The 17,857-nt window shown below is 38.8% G+C and carries 12 protein-coding genes, 10 tRNA genes, 2 rRNA genes and 1 pseudogene; 23 read left to right on the top strand and 2 right to left on the bottom strand.

The genetic code is table 11. The features are described 5' to 3' along the window. The 19 genes from WQ54_RS10660 to WQ54_RS33510 form a co-directional block, all read left to right on the top strand. Positions 1-468, top strand: a 23S ribosomal RNA gene (locus WQ54_RS10660); the annotation flags it as partial. Positions 469-689: 221 nt separating this feature from the next. Continuing rightward, positions 690-805, top strand: a 5S ribosomal RNA gene (rrf, locus tag WQ54_RS10655). A 10-nt stretch (positions 806-815) separates the two neighbouring features. Then, positions 816-890 (top strand) — tRNA-Asn (locus WQ54_RS10650). A 2-nt stretch (positions 891-892) separates the two neighbouring features. Beyond that, positions 893-965, top strand: a tRNA-Thr gene (locus WQ54_RS10645). A 28-nt stretch (positions 966-993) separates the two neighbouring features. Further along, positions 994-1,068, top strand: a tRNA-Glu gene (locus WQ54_RS10640). 16 nt (positions 1,069-1,084) lie between these two features. Further along, positions 1,085-1,160, top strand: a tRNA-Val gene (locus tag WQ54_RS10635). 91 nt (positions 1,161-1,251) lie between these two features. Next, a tRNA-Thr gene (locus WQ54_RS10630) sits at positions 1,252-1,324 on the top strand. 15 nt (positions 1,325-1,339) lie between these two features. Then, a tRNA-Tyr gene (locus WQ54_RS10625) sits at positions 1,340-1,423 on the top strand. 152 nt (positions 1,424-1,575) lie between these two features. Beyond that, positions 1,576-1,650, top strand: a tRNA-Gln gene (locus WQ54_RS10620). Positions 1,651-1,653: 3 nt separating this feature from the next. Further along, positions 1,654-1,726: transfer RNA gene (locus tag WQ54_RS10615), tRNA-Lys, on the top strand. A 6-nt stretch (positions 1,727-1,732) separates the two neighbouring features. Then, positions 1,733-1,807 (top strand) — tRNA-Gly (locus tag WQ54_RS10610). Between the two features lie 11 nt (positions 1,808-1,818). Then, positions 1,819-1,894: transfer RNA gene (locus tag WQ54_RS10605), tRNA-Ala, on the top strand. A gap of 282 nt (positions 1,895-2,176) precedes the next feature. Further along, the gene (gene sigW, locus WQ54_RS10600) at positions 2,177-2,740 is read left to right on the top strand and encodes an RNA polymerase sigma factor SigW (protein ID WP_046516087.1); all 564 of its coding nucleotides are present in this window, start codon (positions 2,177-2,179) and stop codon (positions 2,738-2,740) included. Between the two features lie 13 nt (positions 2,741-2,753). Continuing rightward, positions 2,754-3,365, top strand: coding sequence for an anti-sigma factor (locus WQ54_RS10595; RefSeq protein ID WP_046516084.1), 612 nt, complete (start codon positions 2,754-2,756; stop codon positions 3,363-3,365). 181 nt (positions 3,366-3,546) lie between these two features. Next, the gene (cdaA, locus tag WQ54_RS10590; RefSeq protein ID WP_046516082.1) at positions 3,547-4,368 is read left to right on the top strand and encodes a diadenylate cyclase CdaA; all 822 of its coding nucleotides are present in this window, start codon (positions 3,547-3,549) and stop codon (positions 4,366-4,368) included. Next, positions 4,361-5,608 (top strand): YbbR-like domain-containing protein, encoded by a 1,248-nt coding sequence (locus WQ54_RS10585; RefSeq protein WP_046516079.1) that lies wholly within the window; start codon positions 4,361-4,363, stop codon positions 5,606-5,608. Before cdaA ends, WQ54_RS10585 begins: the two co-directional genes overlap by 8 nt. Before the next feature lie 27 nt (positions 5,609-5,635). Further along, entirely contained in the window at positions 5,636-6,982 is a 1,347-nt protein-coding gene (gene glmM / locus WQ54_RS10580; protein WP_046516078.1) for a phosphoglucosamine mutase, read from the top strand. 454 nt (positions 6,983-7,436) lie between these two features. Next, positions 7,437-9,242: a glutamine--fructose-6-phosphate transaminase (isomerizing) gene (gene glmS / locus WQ54_RS10575; protein ID WP_046516076.1), complete on the top strand. Its 1,806-nt coding sequence runs from the start codon at positions 7,437-7,439 to the stop codon at positions 9,240-9,242. 613 nt (positions 9,243-9,855) lie between these two features. Continuing rightward, positions 9,856-10,026 (top strand): hypothetical protein, encoded by a 171-nt coding sequence (locus tag WQ54_RS33510; RefSeq protein ID WP_156177865.1) that lies wholly within the window; start codon positions 9,856-9,858, stop codon positions 10,024-10,026. A 470-nt stretch (positions 10,027-10,496) separates the two neighbouring features. On the opposite strand, the gene WQ54_RS10570 is transcribed toward WQ54_RS33510, so the two are convergent. Continuing rightward, the gene (locus WQ54_RS10570) at positions 10,497-11,981 is read right to left on the bottom strand and encodes an aldehyde dehydrogenase family protein (RefSeq protein WP_046516073.1); all 1,485 of its coding nucleotides are present in this window, start codon (positions 11,979-11,981) and stop codon (positions 10,497-10,499) included. A gap of 410 nt (positions 11,982-12,391) precedes the next feature. Between WQ54_RS10570 and WQ54_RS10565 the strand changes: the two are divergent. Beyond that, positions 12,392-13,280 (top strand): annotated as a pseudogene (locus WQ54_RS10565) (helix-turn-helix transcriptional regulator). Between the two features lie 131 nt (positions 13,281-13,411). Further along, on the top strand, positions 13,412-14,917 hold the full coding sequence (gene tcuA, locus WQ54_RS10560; protein WP_197089580.1) for an FAD-dependent tricarballylate dehydrogenase TcuA: 1,506 nt from the start codon (positions 13,412-13,414) through the stop codon (positions 14,915-14,917). 61 nt (positions 14,918-14,978) lie between these two features. Here the strand turns inward: tcuA and WQ54_RS10555 are convergent, their stop codons facing one another. Further along, entirely contained in the window at positions 14,979-15,842 is an 864-nt protein-coding gene (locus tag WQ54_RS10555; RefSeq protein ID WP_046516071.1) for a LysR family transcriptional regulator, read from the bottom strand. A gap of 157 nt (positions 15,843-15,999) precedes the next feature. Here WQ54_RS10555 and WQ54_RS10550 point away from each other — a divergent pair, with 157 nt between their 5' ends. Together WQ54_RS10550 and yyaC are read left to right on the top strand one after the other, a co-directional pair. Then, positions 16,000-17,136: an AbrB family transcriptional regulator gene (locus WQ54_RS10550; protein WP_046516068.1), complete on the top strand. Its 1,137-nt coding sequence runs from the start codon at positions 16,000-16,002 to the stop codon at positions 17,134-17,136. A 93-nt stretch (positions 17,137-17,229) separates the two neighbouring features. After that, positions 17,230-17,832, top strand: a complete 603-nt coding sequence (gene yyaC / locus WQ54_RS10545) for a spore protease YyaC (RefSeq protein ID WP_231597496.1) — start codon at positions 17,230-17,232, stop codon at positions 17,830-17,832. Positions 17,833-17,857 lie beyond the last annotated feature (25 nt).

The following is a 17,857-nucleotide window of genomic DNA, read 5'->3' as shown; positions in this document are numbered from 1 at the left end:
AAAGCTACCCCGGGGATAACAGGCTTATCTCCCCCAAGAGTCCACATCGACGGGGAGGTTTGGCACCTCGATGTCGGCTCATCGCATCCTGGGGCTGTAGTCGGTCCCAAGGGTTGGGCTGTTCGCCCATTAAAGCGGTACGCGAGCTGGGTTCAGAACGTCGTGAGACAGTTCGGTCCCTATCCGTCGTGGGCGCAGGAAATTTGAGAGGAGCTGTCCTTAGTACGAGAGGACCGGGATGGACGCACCGCTGGTGTACCAGTTGTCTTGCCAAAGGCATAGCTGGGTAGCTATGTGCGGAAGGGATAAGTGCTGAAAGCATCTAAGCATGAAGCCCCCCTCAAGATGAGATTTCCCTGTTACTTTGTAACGTAAGATCCCTGAAAGATGATCAGGTTGATAGGTCAGAGGTGGAAGCGCGGTGACGTGTGGAGCTGACTGATACTAATCGATCGAGGACTTAACCTAATACAAAAGCGAAAAGCTCAGTGAATGAATTGTATAATCGTTATCTAGTTTTGAGGGAACATAGTAAACCTTCAAACTTAATACCAAGTAAGAGGATTTCGAGGAACCAACAGTTCAAGGAATCGATTGAGGAGACACCGGAGCGTACAGCTGTACGTGAGGATGTTGACGAATGAGATGACGCAGAAATGTGAAGTTCATCGGGAGCCGAAAACTAATTGTCTGGTGGCGATGGCGAAGAGGTCACACCCGTTCCCATGCCGAACACGGAAGTTAAGCTCTTCAGCGCCGATGGTAGTTGGGGGTCTCCCCCTGTGAGAGTAGGACGTTGCCAGGCTTGTTATTAATCCGCAGTAGCTCAGTGGTAGAGCTATCGGCTGTTAACCGATCGGTCGCAGGTTCGAATCCTGCCTGCGGAGCCAATGCTTCCATAGCTCAGTTGGTAGAGCACTTCCATGGTAAGGAAGAGGTCACCGGTTCGAGCCCGGTTGGAAGCTTAATATTCAAAAAAGAAAATGCCTCAATGGCCCGTTGGTCAAGCGGTTAAGACACCGCCCTTTCACGGCGGTAACACGGGTTCGAATCCCGTACGGGTCACCATTTAATACATAATCTCGGAGGATTAGCTCAGCTGGGAGAGCACCTGCCTTACAAGCAGGGGGTCGGCGGTTCGATCCCGTCATCCTCCACCATTTTAGAATTTAGATGTGAGAAGTGAGAGGTTAGAAAAATCTTTAATGAACTTCTCCAACATCGTACTTTTATAGTTCTAACATCTAGTACGCCGGTGTAGCTCAATTGGTAGAGCAACTGACTTGTAATCAGTAGGTTGGGGGTTCAAGTCCTCTTGCCGGCACTGTTTCATAAATATGGAGGGGTAGCGAAGTGGCTAAACGCGGCGGACTGTAAATCCGCTCCTTAGGGTTCGGCAGTTCGAATCTGCCCCCCTCCACCATTTACATAAAAAATGTAGATAAACGAAGGAAAATGGGCTTCCATTTCATCATTTGTTTATCTTTGATTTTGTTTAGAGAGTTTAGTTGTGAATATTTTCACTAGGTATTGTTGATACTATTTTATAAATATTCATAGAAGTAATCTTTTCAATGGGCTATAGCCAAGCGGTAAGGCAACGGACTTTGACTCCGTCATGCGTTGGTTCGAATCCAGCTAGCCCAGCCATTAGAGCCATTAGCTCAGTTGGTAGAGCATCTGACTTTTAATCAGAGGGTCGAAGGTTCGAGTCCTTCATGGCTCATCTCTTGCGGAAGTAGTTCAGTGGTAGAACACCACCTTGCCAAGGTGGGGGTCGCGGGTTCGAATCCCGTCTTCCGCTCCATACTCTTAATTGGGGCCTTAGCTCAGCTGGGAGAGCGCCTGCTTTGCACGCAGGAGGTCAGCGGTTCGATCCCGCTAGGCTCCACCAATGCATATATTAATAAAAAGATACAACCATGGACAATTGTTTATGGTTTTTTTGTATTTTCGTTATCGTTCATATAATTCACTCGATTTACCCCTTTTTCTTGTGACTTTTTGACTGGTACAAAGATAAATCTATTTCTTTATATTCTATTTAAAACAAATTAATAAAAATGCCCTACTCATCTCCAAAATTTGTTAAAATATTTTTATGTGCAATAAATGAAACCTTATGGAATGATAATACGTATATAAAGAGACCCGCAGAGTGCGGAGGTATGTGAAAATGGAAACAATAGTAAAGAAGCGGATTAAACAGGTTAAAAAGGGCGACCAAAATGCATTTGCTGAAATCGTGGATTTGTATAAGGACAAGATCTATCAATTATGTTATCGTATGCTGGGAAACGCGCATGAAGCAGAAGATATCGCACAGGAAGCCTTCATACGTGCGTATGTAAATATCCATACGTACGATATGAATAAAAAGTTCTCAACATGGCTATATCGCATCGCAACGAATCTTTCGATTGACCGAATTCGAAAAAAGAAGCCGGATTATTACCTTGATGCAGAAGTTTCTGGAACAGATGGATTAACAATGTATTCCCAAATTGCTGCAGAGGTAGCTTTACCTGAGGATGAGCTTGAAACGATGGAGCTTCAGCAGACAATTCAGGCAGAAATCTTAAAGCTGCCAGATAAATATCGAACGGTTATTGTCTTAAAGTATATAGATGAGCTATCATTAATAGAAATAAGTGAAATCCTTGATATTCCGATAGGTACTGTCAAAACCCGGATTCACAGAGGTAGAGAAGCCCTGCGAAAGCAATTAAGGCATTTATAATGAGGTGAGAAATATGAGCTGTTCTTCTGAATTCGTGCAGCTTTTGCATAAATATTTGGATCATGAACTAACAAGTGATGAAGAAAAAAAGGTGAAAGACCATCTTCATACGTGCAAAGAGTGCTTTCAACATTTTCATGAATTAGAAAAAGCTATTGCACTAGTCCAAAGTACATCCCATATTGAAGCTCCAAAAGATTTCACCCAAGCCGTTATGAACAGACTTCCAAAAGAAAAGCGTACCGTATCGTGGAATCGTTGGCTGAAGGGCCATCCACTATTAGCAGCGGCATCTTTATTTGTTCTTCTTATGGCAGGAAGTTTATTTTCCGCTTGGAATGAAGATCAGCAATTTAGTGTCTCTAAGCACTCTGATCTAGTTGTTGAAAACAGCAAGGTCACAGTACCAAAGGGAGAAGTTATTAAAGGAGATGTCACTGTAAAAAACGGGACATTAGTGATTGAGGGTAAAATTGAAGGAAATGTTACTGTGATCAATGGGGAGAAATACCTCGCATCAGCAGGCCAAGTGACCGGAGAGATAGAGGAAGTGGATCAGTTGTTTGAGTGGTTATGGTACCATATTAAATCCCTCTCACAGGATGTTATCAGTGTTTTTGATTAAACATAAGGCCATCATTATGGTGGCCTTTTTACATTTCTACTCAAGAAGTGATATAATACTATAGTTATTAGAACCCTTTATTTCAGTTTAGTTTAGTAAGGGGAAATACTTCACTGATGATAAAAACTAAATAAACGAGATTTTACCTATCAAAAGAGTGAAATACATGGAGGACGAGTGAATGGGATATGAGGATATACCAATATTGCATTACCTCGGCATAGCTGTTGATATTCTCCTTGTTTGGTATGTTATCTATAAATTGATTATGGTCATAAGGGGAACAAAGGCTGTACAGCTATTAAAAGGAATTACAGTGATAATTGTAGTCCGCATGTTAAGTCAATATCTAGGTTTAAGCACGTTACAGTGGTTAATGGACCAAGCCTTAACATGGGGGTTTTTAGCCATTATTATCATTTTCCAGCCAGAGCTGCGCAGAGCTTTAGAACAGCTAGGCAGAGGACGTTTATTTTCCAGGGGCAGTCTGCCTGGAGAGGACGATCCTGAAATAACTGTTGAGGCAATTGTGAAGGCAACAGATTATATGGCAAAGCGTCGGATTGGTGCGTTAATGTCCATAGAAAAAGAAACAGGCATGAGTGATTACATAGAAACAGGAATAGCTTTAAATTCTATGATTTCTTCTGAATTGTTAATTAACATCTTTATCCCGAACACACCGCTTCATGATGGAGCGGTTATTATCCAAAAGAATCAAATTGCTGCAGCTGCTTGTTATCTGCCTCTTTCTGAAAGTCCGTTTATTTCTAAGGAATTGGGGACGCGGCACAGGGCAGCTTTAGGGATAAGTGAAGTGACAGACAGTTTAACCATTATCGTATCTGAAGAGACTGGAAGTGTCTCTGCAGCAAGAAATAGTGAGCTTTATCGAAACTTGACTCAAGATGAATTAAGGGAAATTCTTCAAAAAGAGTTAATTGTTTCAACAAAACCTGCTTCCTCAAACCGCTGGCAATGGAGGGGTAAGAATAATGGATAAGCTAATGAATAACCATTGGGTGATGAGGGTTATTGCTTTATTCATGGCCTTAATGTTATATGCTTCAGTCAATATCGATTCAGGCACTTCGGTTAAGAATAATTCATCATCTCCTTTGTCCTTTTCGCCTGAAGCGGACCAGACTACTGTCACAGGTGTTCCTGTTACAACATATTTTGATCAAGAAAACCTTGTTGTTACAGGTGTTCCTGAATCAGTTGAAGTAGATTTGGAAGGGGCAACAGGCACGTTAACGAAAGCGAGTAAGCTTAGAGATTTTGAAGTATATGCAGACTTAACGAAGTTATCGACCGGAACTCATAAAGTGAAGCTTGGGATAAAAAATCTTTCTGGGGACCTCGAGGCAAATATTAACCCTAATGTTATTTCTGTTTCAATTGAAGAGAAGGTTACAAAGGATTTTCAAGTAGAAGTCGATTTTCTGAATGAAGATAAGCTTGAGGAAGGCTATGAAGCGGATCAACCAATTGTCAATCCAAACAGCGTTCGGGTGACAGCTTCAAAAGAAGTAATTGAGCAGATTTCAAGTGTAAAAGCAGTCGTAAACTTAGAAGATGCAGAAGAAACCGTTAATCAGGAATCACGAATAACGATCTATGACAGTGCCGGAAATGAGTTGCCTGTTGAGGTAGAACCGACGGTCGTTGATGTAACAGTCCCTATTAAAAGTCCAAGTAGAGTTTTGCCATTTAAAATTGTCAGGGAAGGTGAGCTTGAAAAAGGCTTAAGTATATCAAGTATCGAACCGGAACCTAAGGAAATTACCGTATTTGGTCCTTTGGATGTAATAGAGGAACTTCAATTTATAGATGGGGTTACAGTCGATCTTAGTAAAATCAAAAAGGACACTGTTTTAGAAGTACCTATTCCAATTCCAGAAGGAGTTAATAAAGTAAATCCTGAAAAAATCAAAATCAATATAGACGTCGCTGAACAAGATGAAAAAACCTTTGAGGCTCAATCAGTGAAAGCAGTTGGTTTATCTGAAGGCATGGACGTTGAGATGGTTGATCCGGAATCTGGAACACTGGATGTTATTATATTCGGAGCACCAAATGTGATTAAAGAGATTAATTCTTCTGATATAGAATTATATATAAACCTTTCAGATCTAAGTGAAGGTGAACATGAAGTACCTGTTGAGGTGAATGGCCCACAAAATATAACATGGTCATTAGAACAAGCAAAAGTAAAAGTGAAAATTTCTTCAGCCACTTAAGGCGGAATAAATAAAGGAGCGAAACCCATGGGAAAGTATTTTGGTACAGACGGAGTACGAGGAGTTGCAAATAGTGAATTAACACCTGAGCTGGCCTTTAAAATCGGGCGATGCGGCGGGTATGTTTTAACGAAAAATACAGAAAGACCAAAAGTATTAATTGGTCGTGACACTCGTATTTCAGGTCATATGCTAGAAGGTGCTCTTGTAGCAGGTCTTCTATCAATTGGAGCGGAAGTTATGCGTTTAGGCGTTATCTCCACTCCAGGTGTAGCCTTTTTAACAAAGGCACTAGGAGCACAAGCGGGAGTCATGATCTCTGCTTCACATAACCCTGTTCAAGATAATGGCATTAAGTATTTTGGCCCAGATGGATTTAAGCTTTCAGATGAGCAGGAGTATGAAATTGAAAACTTAATGGATCAAGAGGTAGATACACTTCCACGACCTGTAGGAGCGCATCTCGGACAAGTTAATGATTATTTCGAGGGTGGTCAAAAGTACCTTCAATTCCTGAAACAAACAGTTGATGAAGACTTTACTGCTATTCATGTTGCTTTGGATTGTGCCCATGGTGCAACGTCATCTCTTGCTACTCATCTATTCGCTGACTTGGATGCAGACGTTTCAACGATGGGTACCTCTCCTAACGGATTAAATATTAATGACGGTGTAGGGTCAACACATCCAGGAGCATTAGCTGCTTTTGTTAAGGAGAAAAATGCGGATATCGGCCTTGCATTTGATGGTGATGGTGATCGTCTGATTGCTGTTGATGAGAATGGCGATATTGTTGATGGCGATCAAATCATGTATATTTGTGCTAAATTCTTAAAAAGTGAAGGAAGACTTAAGAAAAACACGGTTGTTTCTACCGTTATGAGTAACCTTGGCTTTTACAAAGGGCTTGAGCAGCATGAAATTAACAGTATTCCAACTGCTGTTGGTGACCGCTATGTTGTAGAGGAAATGAAGAAAAATGACTATAACCTTGGCGGAGAGCAATCAGGGCATATAATTTTCCTTGATTACAATACAACTGGTGACGGACTGCTTACAGGCTTGCAAATTGTTAACATAATGAAGCGAACAGGCAAGAAGCTTTCAGAGCTTGCGAGTGAAATGACAAAATATCCACAATTACTAATCAATGTAAAAGTAACAGATAAACATCATGTAACAGAAACTGAAAAGGTAAAAGAAGTCATTTCTGCAGTTGAGTCAGAAATGAATGGAAATGGCCGCATTCTTGTTCGCCCTTCAGGTACAGAACCTTTAGTTCGTGTCATGGCTGAAGCACCAACTGAAGAGCTGTGCCGTGAGTATGTTGAGCGGATTGTAGAGGTTGTAAAACAAGAAATGGGTATGGAGTAGAAAGAATAGAGGCAGGGAAACCTGCCTTTTTTAATAACATGAAAGCATTTTCATACATAGTATAACTTATACCATTTAAAGCTGAATGGTTAAGTTTTCACAAGTTTTTGATTGACGGTTTTTTTTATGTGTTGTATGATTGTTTTTGTATTTTTTATTTTGAGGGAAAGGAGCAACAAAGAGATTAGATTAGTTATTTTTTTAAAGCGCCTGAACTGAGCTGGACGAAAGTGCTTAGTTGACGAGGATGGAGGTTATCGAAAATTCGGCGGATGCCTCCCGGCTGATTTTAGGTTACAGCCGTAAGTTTTTCTTTAAAACAAAGAGGCAACTTTTTGTACAAAGAGAAAAACGTAGCCTTCCAAATAAATAAAACATGTGTGAGGGGACAGTGAATGTCTCCGAAAAACGGCTTCCTGTCCCTGGTTACACACTATGGGAGGAAACAAATAATATGTGCGGAATCGTAGGTTATATTGGACAACAAGATGCTAAGGACATTTTATTAAAAGGATTAGAAAAACTAGAATACCGTGGATATGACTCTGCTGGTATTGCAGCCATGAACGAAGATGGTGTGCATATTTTCAAAGAAAAAGGACGTATTGCCGAGCTTCGCGAAAGTGTTGATGAAAAAGTACAAGCATCAACAGGAATTGGTCATACAAGATGGGCAACACATGGTGTTCCAAGCCGAGTGAATGCACATCCACACCAAAGTACAACAAGCAGATTTACACTTGTGCATAATGGTGTTATTGAAAATTACTCAATCTTAAAGCGTGAATATTTACAAGATGTACAATTGAAAAGTGATACTGATACAGAAGTAATCGTTCAAGTAATCGAGAAATTTGTAGCAGAAGGATTAGAGGTTGAGCAAGCGTTCCGTCAAACGTTATCAATCTTAAAAGGTTCATATGCGATTGCATTATTAGACGAGCAAAATCCAAATTTAATTTATGTTGCAAAAAACAAAAGTCCGCTTCTTGTTGGATTAGGTGATGGCAGCTTTAACGTTGTTGCATCAGATGCAATGGCAATGCTGCAGGTTACTGATCAGTACGTAGAGATTATGGATAAAGAAATGGTTCTTGTTGAACGTGAATCTGTAACGATTCAAGATTTACAAGGAAATGTGATTGAACGTGCTCCTTATAAAGCTGAACTTGATGCAAGCGATATTGAAAAGGGCACATATCCTCACTACATGTTAAAAGAAATTGATGAACAGCCTTTAGTAACAAGAAGAATTATCGAGAAATACCGCAATGAAGATGGCGGCTTAACTATCGACAAGGATATTGTTAATGCTGTGAATGCAGCAGATCGTATCTACATCATCGCTGCAGGAACAAGCTATCATGCTGGATTGATTGGCAAGCAATTTATTGAAAAATGGGCGAACACTCCGGTTGAGGTTCACATCGCAAGTGAATTCTCATACAATATGCCGTTGCTTTCTGCTAATCCATTATTTATCTTTATTTCACAAAGTGGTGAAACAGCAGATAGCCGTGCCGTTCTTGTTCAAATTAAAGAGCTTGGGCATAAAGCATTAACAATAACAAATGTTCCAGGGTCAACACTATCTCGTGAAGCAGATTATACGCTGTTACTACACGCTGGTCCTGAAATTGCCGTTGCTTCTACAAAAGCATATACAGCACAATTAGCGGTACTTTCTATTCTTGCCGCTGTTGCAGCAAATGCAAAAGGTTACTCTTTAGAATTTGATTTAACAAAAGAGCTTGGCATCATTGCAAACGCAATGGAAGTTCTGTGTGATCAAAAAGAAGAAATGGAAGCAATCGCTCGTGAATATTTATCAACAACTCGCAATGCCTTCTTCATTGGCCGTTCTGTAGACTACTATGTTGGCCTTGAAGGTGCATTAAAACTAAAAGAAATCTCATACATTCAAGCAGAAGGTTTTGCAGGCGGAGAGCTTAAGCACGGTACAATCGCCTTAATTGAAGAAGGCACACCGATCATTGCATTAGCAACTCAAGAGCATGTTAACCTAAGCATTCGCGGAAATGTAAAAGAAGTGGTTGCACGCGGAGCAAACCCATGCATTATCTCCATGAAAGGCCTTGAAGAAGAAGACGACCGTTTCGTCCTTCCAAGCGTTCATGAACAGCTTTCAGCATTAGTTGCAGTCGTTCCGTTACAATTAATTTCTTACTATGCTGCACTGCATCGCGGTTGTGATGTTGATAAGCCGCGTAACCTTGCGAAGAGTGTTACGGTTGAGTAAGGGGATTTTTGGGAAGTTTATGAATTGTTGAATAACAAAATTAGATAAAAAAGGAAAAGTGTTGGCGATTTTAAGCCAACACTTTTTTTGATCCTGATTAACAAACTATTTTGATTTCTAACATGGAATAGTATTAATTTGCAGTACGTTTTTTTCTTTCATCTTTTTCATCGTAACCATAGTCCAGAATTCTGTATTCTTAATACCCAATTTAATAGAATTAAATACAGGGTCCTGACCATTCTTTAGTTACTCTTGTATTGGGTACTTCCTTTGAATTATGTAGTAAGATTTAGTTTATAAAAAGGGGATTAGAGTGGAGAATCGAACTTAAAAATACAGGTTCGGCATTATTTAAAATAATAAAAACAAATAAAGTTGTTTCAGTTTGAGAAATTAATTAATAATTGCGCTTGAATGCTTAAAATAGACATGTAGTAGTACAAATACTTACTGTGAAAAAATGTAACTAGTAAATTTTAATAAAAAAGGAAGGAAAAAGACAAAAAACATAGAATATTATAATTAAGTTTCATTTCGATATTCGTTTCCAGGGTTCTATATTCTAATCTTTACTTCGTTTTATCATGTTATTGGATGAGGGGGAGAAGATATGCGATTCATTAAGCAAACTGGGGTATATGAAAATATACAAAAAAAACGGTGGGAATACTGGGTTGTATATGACAATAACATTCTTATTATGGTATCTTGGTTAAGTTGGAATGCTAGTACCAAGGAATATAAAACATGGGAATCACAGTTTATGAGTAATGCAAGCTGATTTTATAAAATTATAGACGTGTATTAAATGTTTAACAGTAAAAAAGGAAGAACCGCAATCAAGGCTTTTCCTAAGAATGATAGTAGAACTGTGAACTAGTATTTCCACGTATTTTTGTGCTATTTTCTGTTTGCTTCAATAATTGTATAAAATTTAATCAAGTATGCCGAGAGCACCTCTTTTTAAGCGACAAAGTCGGTAAGGAGGGAGGAATCGGCTTTTTTATTTGCCGTGATGGCAGGTATGGAGGGGTATTGATGTAAGTTGACATTTCCCTTTCTAAATCCCATCTCCGAAAAAAGAAAAAACGAAAGTATATGCCTGCTGAATTCTTGGGTGTTTTCGTGAGAAACCGAGGATAAGCAATTAAAAACAAACAAAAGGCCAAACCCTTGAACCATATGGGATTGGCCTTTTTGAGATTTCTTAAAAATGACAATTTATTTTTGTATATCGGGATATTACTTTTTTTAATTCATTGAGATCCAGACGCTCTTTACTTCTGTATAGTTATTAAGTGCATAGGAGCCCATTTCACGGCCAATACCCGACTGTTTATATCCACCGAACGGAGAGGCAGCATCAAATGCATTGTAGCAGTTTACCCAAACAGTTCCTGCACGCAGTTTATTGGCAATATAGTGAGCTTTGGAAACATCCTTAGTCCACACACCAGCTGCAAGTCCATATTCACTATTGTTAGCACGATTAATTAATTCATCTAAATCCTCATATGGCATAGCTGATATTACCGGTCCAAAGATTTCTTCTTTTGCAATGGTCATTTCATCTCTCACATCTGCGAAGATCGTAGGGGAGACGAAGTATCCTTGTTCCTGAGGCTTATTTCCTCCAGCTACAAGCTGTGCACCTTCACTTAATCCTTTCTCAATATAGCTAAGCACACGATTTTGCTGTTCAGCAGAAACAAGAGGTCCGATTTCTGTATCAGCATGGATGCCGGCACCTTGTTTAATCTTAGTGGCATGGGCTGCCATATCTGCTACTACATTATCAAATTGCTTTTTCTGAATAAACACACGGGAACCTGCACAACAAACCTGGCCTTGATTGAACATAACACCGTTAAGTGCTCCTGGGATTGCTTTTGTTAAATCGGCATCAGGAAGAATGATGTTCGGTGACTTGCCGCCAAGCTCAAGTGTAACCCGCTTCAATGTTTTGGAAGCATTTGACATGATTTGCTTCCCTACTTCAGTGGAACCAGTGAAAGCAATTTTATCAACTAATGGATGGTCAACTAGCGGCTGGCCTGCTGTTTCTCCAAACCCGGGAACAATATTTACCACACCAGGAGGGAAACCTGCTTCTTCCAGTAATTCAGCTAAGTACAGAGCTGATAAGGGTGTTTGTTCAGCTGGTTTTAGTACGATAGTACAGCCAGTTGCAAGAGCAGCTCCGAGCTTCCACATTGCCATAAGTAAAGGGAAGTTCCAAGGAATAATTTGTCCAACTACTCCAACAGCCTCATGGCGTGTATAGTTAAAGAATGGTCCATTAACAGGTATAGTTTGTCCAACAATCTTAGTAGACCAGCCTGCATAATAACGCATATGCTCAATTGCTAAAGGAATGTCTGCATTGGTTGTTTCACGAATTGGCTTACCATTGTCTAACGTCTCTAACTGGGCAAGTTCCTTGCTGTTTTCTTCCATTAGATCAGCGAGCTTATACATAAGACGGCTTCGGTCAGAAGCACTCATCTTGGACCATGGTCCTTCATCAAAGGCTTTACGGGCAGCTTTTACAGCCAGATCAATATCTTCCACACCTGCTTCATAAATACTGGCTAATACCTCTCCAGTAGCCGGATTGTAAGTATCAAAAGTTTTTTGCGATTTGCTTTCTACAAATTCACCATTAATATAAAGCTTTTTCTTTCCGCTCAAAAACCTATCTACCTTTTCATTTAGACCTGCTGTTATTTGACTCATAAAACCCTCCTCAAAAATAGTAATCTATGTATTTCGTGATGTTAAAAGTATGCAAACACTTACATTACCATATTAACATTATAAAAAATGGAAAATCAATTTTAATCCCTAATAATGTTCTGACAATTTCAGACATAAATCCTCATTTTGTGTATCCAACAGACCTGAAAGCAGATAAAGTTATCCTAAAATGATTAAGAGTAACATGGCTGTAAGTTCATTTATTCTTTAGAAATATTCCTAACAACTTGGTCACAACCTTCTAAATGATAAATGTGAATGAGTAATTTTTTTGTGAGTCGCCTCACTTCTGCTATCACTAATTTTCTTAATAAGGACCAATAAAAAGCAATAAATGTCAAAAAGATGATTATTACTTTTGATATCTTACATATAAGGAGGTTCATGAAATGAGTTATAGTCCCATCATTCAAAAAACGATTGAATATATAGAGCGGAACTTACATGAAGAGCTAACATTAGAAAGCCTTGCTCAGTTTGCTGGTTTTTCGAAGTATCACTTTCACCGAATTTTTCAAAAAGAGATTGGCGTGACTGCATCCGAATATTTCCGATACAGAAGAATTGCGAATGCGGCTAATATGCTTCTTTTTTCAGAAGAAAAGATAATCGATATTGCTTTCTATTATCGTTTTGAAACACAAGAATCATTTACACGTTCTTTTAAGAAATATTATCAATTGCCGCCAGGCCAATACCGAAAAATCATGGGGAAATTAACGTTCCAAAGGGAGGAAATCAAGATGACACATGAACAGTTATTAAAAGTGTGGAAATTAAGCGGAAGTCATCCATTTAACTATCAGATGGGAATTGATCGAGAAATCTTTCATAAAGGGAAGGCATCTGGGGTCTTAAAATCTGTTACTGTACAATCCCAAGGTGAATTTGCAACAATGATGCAGGAATTTAAAGCAGATAAGCACCTTGGCAAAAGACTAAAGCTGTCTGGATTTTTAAAATCAAAAAATGTAGAAGGGTTCTGTGGATTTTGGATGCGGGTAGATGATGCGCTTCATGATGTCCTTCAATTTGATAATATGGGAGATCGTCCAATTGTAGGAAATACAGAGTGGAATCATTATCACATTGTTTTAGATGTACCTGAAAATAGTGCAGTCATTGCATTTGGCGTTTTGCTCTCAGGAAATGGGCAGGTGTGGATTGATGAACTTAAATTTGAGGAAGTTGATAAGCAAACACCAACAACTACTATTGATTTCTCAAGGTGATCTGTTGGATGAGCCAACAAATTTATCTTTTGAGGAGTGGGAGTAGGTATCTTCCACATAGCCTTTCTTTTAGTCATAAATTTTGGTTATGGAATATGATAAAACTTCAATATTTTATTAATTCCTTTTGTTACCTTACTATTAATTTAAGAAAGAAAACCATATAGGAGGGGTAACATGTTTGTGAAAAAGTATGATGTTGTCATAGTTGGGGCAGGTAATGCTGCTTTGTGTGCAGCGATTGCAGCAAGAGAAAAGGGTTCTGAAGTCCTGGTTTTGGAGCGTGGACCTGTTGAAAAACGCGGGGGGAATTCATTTTTTACTGATGGAGCGATAAGGGTAGCTTACAATAATTTGGATGACATTCGAAAGGTCATACCTGACATCACAGACGAAGAAGCAGAAAGGATTGTGATGCCACAATATACACAATCTGATTTTTATGACGACCTAATGCGTGTGACGGAAGGAAAAAGTGATCCTGTATTAGCAAAACAGCTTATTTCAAAATCGTATGAGACGATTACATGGATGTGTGATCAAGGAATTGTATTTGAATTGAATAGTGAAAATCAATCCTTTGAGCAGAATGGTAAACGGCATTTTTGGGGTGGACTCCCAGTCAAAACGAAAAACAAGGGTGTTGGTTTAATAAAAAGTCTCTTTAAGAGAGCGGAAGATATAGGTATAGACATTTGGTATGATTCACGTGGCATTGAGTTAGTAATGGATCAGCATCATATCAACGGCATTAAAGTGGAAAAAAATAAAAAATTGATAACGATTCAAACAACAAGTATCGTTTTAGCATGCGGCAGCTTTGAAGCGAATAACAACATGCGAAGTGAGCATCTAGGGGACGAATGGGAAGCGGCGATTGTTCGAGGGACAGAATTTAATACTGGAGACGGATTATCAATGGCATTGGCTGTCGGAGCGCAAAAATACGGTGAGTGGTCTGGCTGCCATTCAATTGGAACGGATTACAACGCCCCTAAATTTGGCGACTTTAACAAGCCTGGTGATATCTTTAAAAAATCATCATTTCCTCTTGGCCTTTTAATTAACAGAGATGGATACCGTTTTGTTGATGAGGGAGCTGATTTTCGGAACTACACTTATGCAAAATATGGCCGCGAAGTATTAAAACAACCAGGTCATGTTGCTTTCCAGCTCTTTGATGCTCAAGTACGCCCGATGTTGCGAAAGGAATATCACCTTGAAGAGGCAACCTTTTTTAAAGCGAATAGCCTTGAAGAGTTAGCCGAATTGATGGCAGTAAATAAAGCCCAATTTCTAAAAACAATTGCAGAATATAATGCTGCTGTTCAAGGAGGAGAGTATAATCCAACAGTAAAAGATGGAAAAGGCACAATTGGAATTACTCCTTCAAAAACGAACTGGGCATTACGAATCGAGCGAGCTCCTTATTATGCATACCCAGTAACCTGCGGTATTACCTTTGCCTTTGGCGGGTTACATGTTAATTCAGAAGGTGCTGTATTAAACAAAGAAGGGGAGCCGATTGCCGGGCTTTATGCTGCAGGTGAAATGGTTGGCGGGATTTTTCACAAAAATTATCCAGGCGGTTCTGGATTAATGTCAGGAGCAGTTTTTGGAAAATTAGCTGGAACGTCTGCAGCCCAATATACTCTAGAAAAGATGGAGATTTCAAACCTTTAAAAATGAAAGAGGCTGTTTCAAACCAAGGATCAGCTCCTGTTGAAACAGCCGCTTACTAGTGCTATCCTTTAAATTCATGTTCAATAAAATCAACAAATGCCTTTACAATGTTTAATTTCAATGAATCCTTGTGGTAATACATCCATGTCTTACGGACGATCGGTTTTCCTTCAACTGTTTTAATATCGGTTCGATATAAATCCTTCCGATCATTTAAAATCATGCTTGGCAGGATACCGTATCCTAACCCATTGATCACCATTTTTTTGCAAGTGTCCGCCTTATCTACTTCGATGCTGATAAGTGGCGGCTGGGTAAAATGTTCAGACCACCAATGATCCATCAAATTTTTTAACAGAGGATCAGTATGATAATCGATTCGTGGCAGATGGGGTAAGTTTTGTATATCGATTTTATGCTTAGAAGCGATGCAAATGGTCTCTTCAAATAATAAATGTCGTTGATCTTTCCAACTGAAGTCACCTTTAATAATGCCGATATGGACATCTTGGTTGTGAATTAAATGGGCGATATCACTGCTAAAGCCTGTTGTGACTTTAAATTCAATATCAGGATATTTTTCTTTAAATAGCTTTAGTAGGTTAGGAAGCATGTAATCAGTAAAAAAGTTAGAAACGCCCAATCTCAATGTTCCTGTTATGTTATTTTCCATGTTCAGGACATTTTCCTTTATTTTTTGTATGTTTAGTAGCATTTCATGTGCACTTTTGGCTAAATACTCCCCTTGTGGCGTAAATTGAACACCGCGTCTTCCCCTATTTACAATTTTTACACCAAATTCCTTTTCTAATTGCTGTAAACGATTAGTTAAGGCTGGTTGAGAAATATACAAATGCTCGGCCGCCTTTGTAATGTTCTTTTTTTTAAAGAGGGTTTGTAAAACCAGCCAATCTCGTTCATCCAATAGAAAAACCTCCCATTTAGCTATCAATATTATTTATGGATAATCATAATAAATTAATATTTTATTTATTTCAAAAATTATACTATATTTGAGCTATCGAATAAAGATACTTACAGAACTGGCTGTTGTTAAGTAAATAAGAAAGAAGGATTCTAGGATGAAAAAAACAATGGGGTTTCTTCCATATGTATGGTTCGTAACATTAAGCGGAATAGGGGGATTTTTGCTCTCCTTAACAGGTCTCCCGATTGGATGGATGATTGGAACACTCCTTACAGCAGCTTTTCTATCGATTATGCGTCCAAAGGCTTTGCGTGTACCTGCAAATCAGAAAGGAATTCAAAAACAATGGTTATACATTGGACAGTGTATGTTAGGAATAGAGTTAGGTCAGAAAGTAAATCATTCTGTTTTAACCATTTTTTATGAGAATTGGTCCATCATTACGGTCATGCTTTTACTATCAATCTTTTTTTCTTTGCTTTCAGGCTTGATTTTATGGAAGTGGAGTAAGTTAGATATGTTAACAAGTTTTTTTGCTACTGCACCTGGCGGACTTTCTTCCATTCCGGGGATTGCTGAGGAGGTTGGCGCCAATACTGGTATTGTAAGTATTATTCAGGCCATGCGTGTATTTTTAGTCATCATTACGGTACCTGTTATCATGTCCTTTTTGTATCCTCATTCTGAGGTTCATTCATTTACCGATACGGCTGCTGCATCACTAACAAAATTTGAACCGAATCAGCTTGCATTTACAAGCTTGTTTGTGGTTGCAGCATGGATTGGATATTATATAGGAAAGCTTTTAAGGTTCCCGGCACCTTGGCTAATTGGAAGTATGATTGGTGTAGCTTCAGTTAATTCCTTAAGCACTTTCTTTACAAAAGATGACCTAGTAGCCTGGTGGCCGCCAAGTCTCATCATCTTATCGCAAATATTTATCGGAGCCAGCATTGGCTCGCGCTTTCATAAAAAAATGTTTTATGGAATAAATAGAACATTGTTTATTTCATCTGTAAGTACCATAGGATTAATTGTCTCTATGTTTCTATGTGCCTATTTTGTTTCGAGGCTAACCGATGTACCATTCCTTACTGCCGGATTGGCATTTGCACCTGGAGGCATTGCGGAGATGACCACCACTGCTTTTGTGCTTAAAGGTGATTTCACATTTGTCGTGACCGTGCAAGTGCTCAGGATAGTCGCTGTTTGTTTAATTCTCCCTCCTTTTTTCAGATTTTTAAAATACATGGAGTTGAAAAAGAAGACTCATTCGTATCAATCAGCCTAGCTTTTTGGTTTCCAATTCTTTATAAAAAAATTATAATGATTTAAAAATTAGTTTTTTAAAGATGGCGGGAAAATAAAACTAAGGGTGATCACTGTGTGTGCTTTTTATTACGATAAAGAAAAAAAGATGCAAGAAACATATTCCTATCAAATAAAATCCAAAGGCAGGACAGAAGAAAAAGATATAGAGAAGTTAGCAATTAAATTGAAAGAAATTATTCAAGACTCCTCATGCAAAGATGTGGTTCTTTTATGTATAGGGTCTGATCGGTATGTTGGCGATTCTTTAGGTCCTTTAGTTGGGACAATGCTTAAAGAAAGTCAAGTTCCTTTCCGTGTTTACGGAACGTTAGAAGAGCCAGTACATGCATTTAATTTAAAAGGTATCGTAAAGGAAATTAAGAAGCAATTTAAAAAGCCTCTTATTATTAGCGTTGATGCCTCAATTGGCAAGGAGAATCAAGTAGGTTATATCCTATTTAAAGAGGGGCCATTAATTCCAGGAAAAGCAGTAGAAAAGATGCTTCCTGCAGTAGGAGATTATCATTTCGTTGGGATTGTAAATTATATAGATCCCTTGCCAACGACTCAATTTTTAAATGATACCCGTTTGTTTACTGTCATGAATCTCGCAAAAACGATTGTGAAGGTAATTGTAGAGGTTAGTGACCATTTATCAAAGGATCAAGAGAGCTAGATACTTATAAGGGCTGTCTAAAAAC

Origin of the sequence: Bacillus sp. SA1-12 (assembly GCF_000981385.1) — a bacterium.
Classification (GTDB): Bacteria; Bacillota; Bacilli; order Bacillales; family Bacillaceae; genus Metabacillus.
Note: the sequence above shows the minus strand (reverse complement) of the source record. Positions and strands in the feature narration are given on the sequence as shown.

Coding starts and splice junctions, on each gene's coding strand:
- sigW (WP_046516087.1), top strand. CDS start 2,177: ATGGAAACAATAGTAAAGAAGCGGATTAAACAGGTTAAAAAGGGCGAC.
- WQ54_RS10595 (WP_046516084.1), top strand. CDS start 2,754: ATGAGCTGTTCTTCTGAATTCGTGCAGCTTTTGCATAAATATTTGGAT.
- cdaA (WP_046516082.1), top strand. CDS start 3,547: ATGGGATATGAGGATATACCAATATTGCATTACCTCGGCATAGCTGTT.
- WQ54_RS10585 (WP_046516079.1), top strand. CDS start 4,361: ATGGATAAGCTAATGAATAACCATTGGGTGATGAGGGTTATTGCTTTA.
- glmM (WP_046516078.1), top strand. CDS start 5,636: ATGGGAAAGTATTTTGGTACAGACGGAGTACGAGGAGTTGCAAATAGT.
- glmS (WP_046516076.1), top strand. CDS start 7,437: ATGTGCGGAATCGTAGGTTATATTGGACAACAAGATGCTAAGGACATT.
- WQ54_RS33510 (WP_156177865.1), top strand. CDS start 9,856: ATGCGATTCATTAAGCAAACTGGGGTATATGAAAATATACAAAAAAAA.
- WQ54_RS10570 (WP_046516073.1), bottom strand. CDS start 11,981: ATGAGTCAAATAACAGCAGGTCTAAATGAAAAGGTAGATAGGTTTTTG.
- tcuA (WP_197089580.1), top strand. CDS start 13,412: ATGTTTGTGAAAAAGTATGATGTTGTCATAGTTGGGGCAGGTAATGCT.
- WQ54_RS10550 (WP_046516068.1), top strand. CDS start 16,000: ATGAAAAAAACAATGGGGTTTCTTCCATATGTATGGTTCGTAACATTA.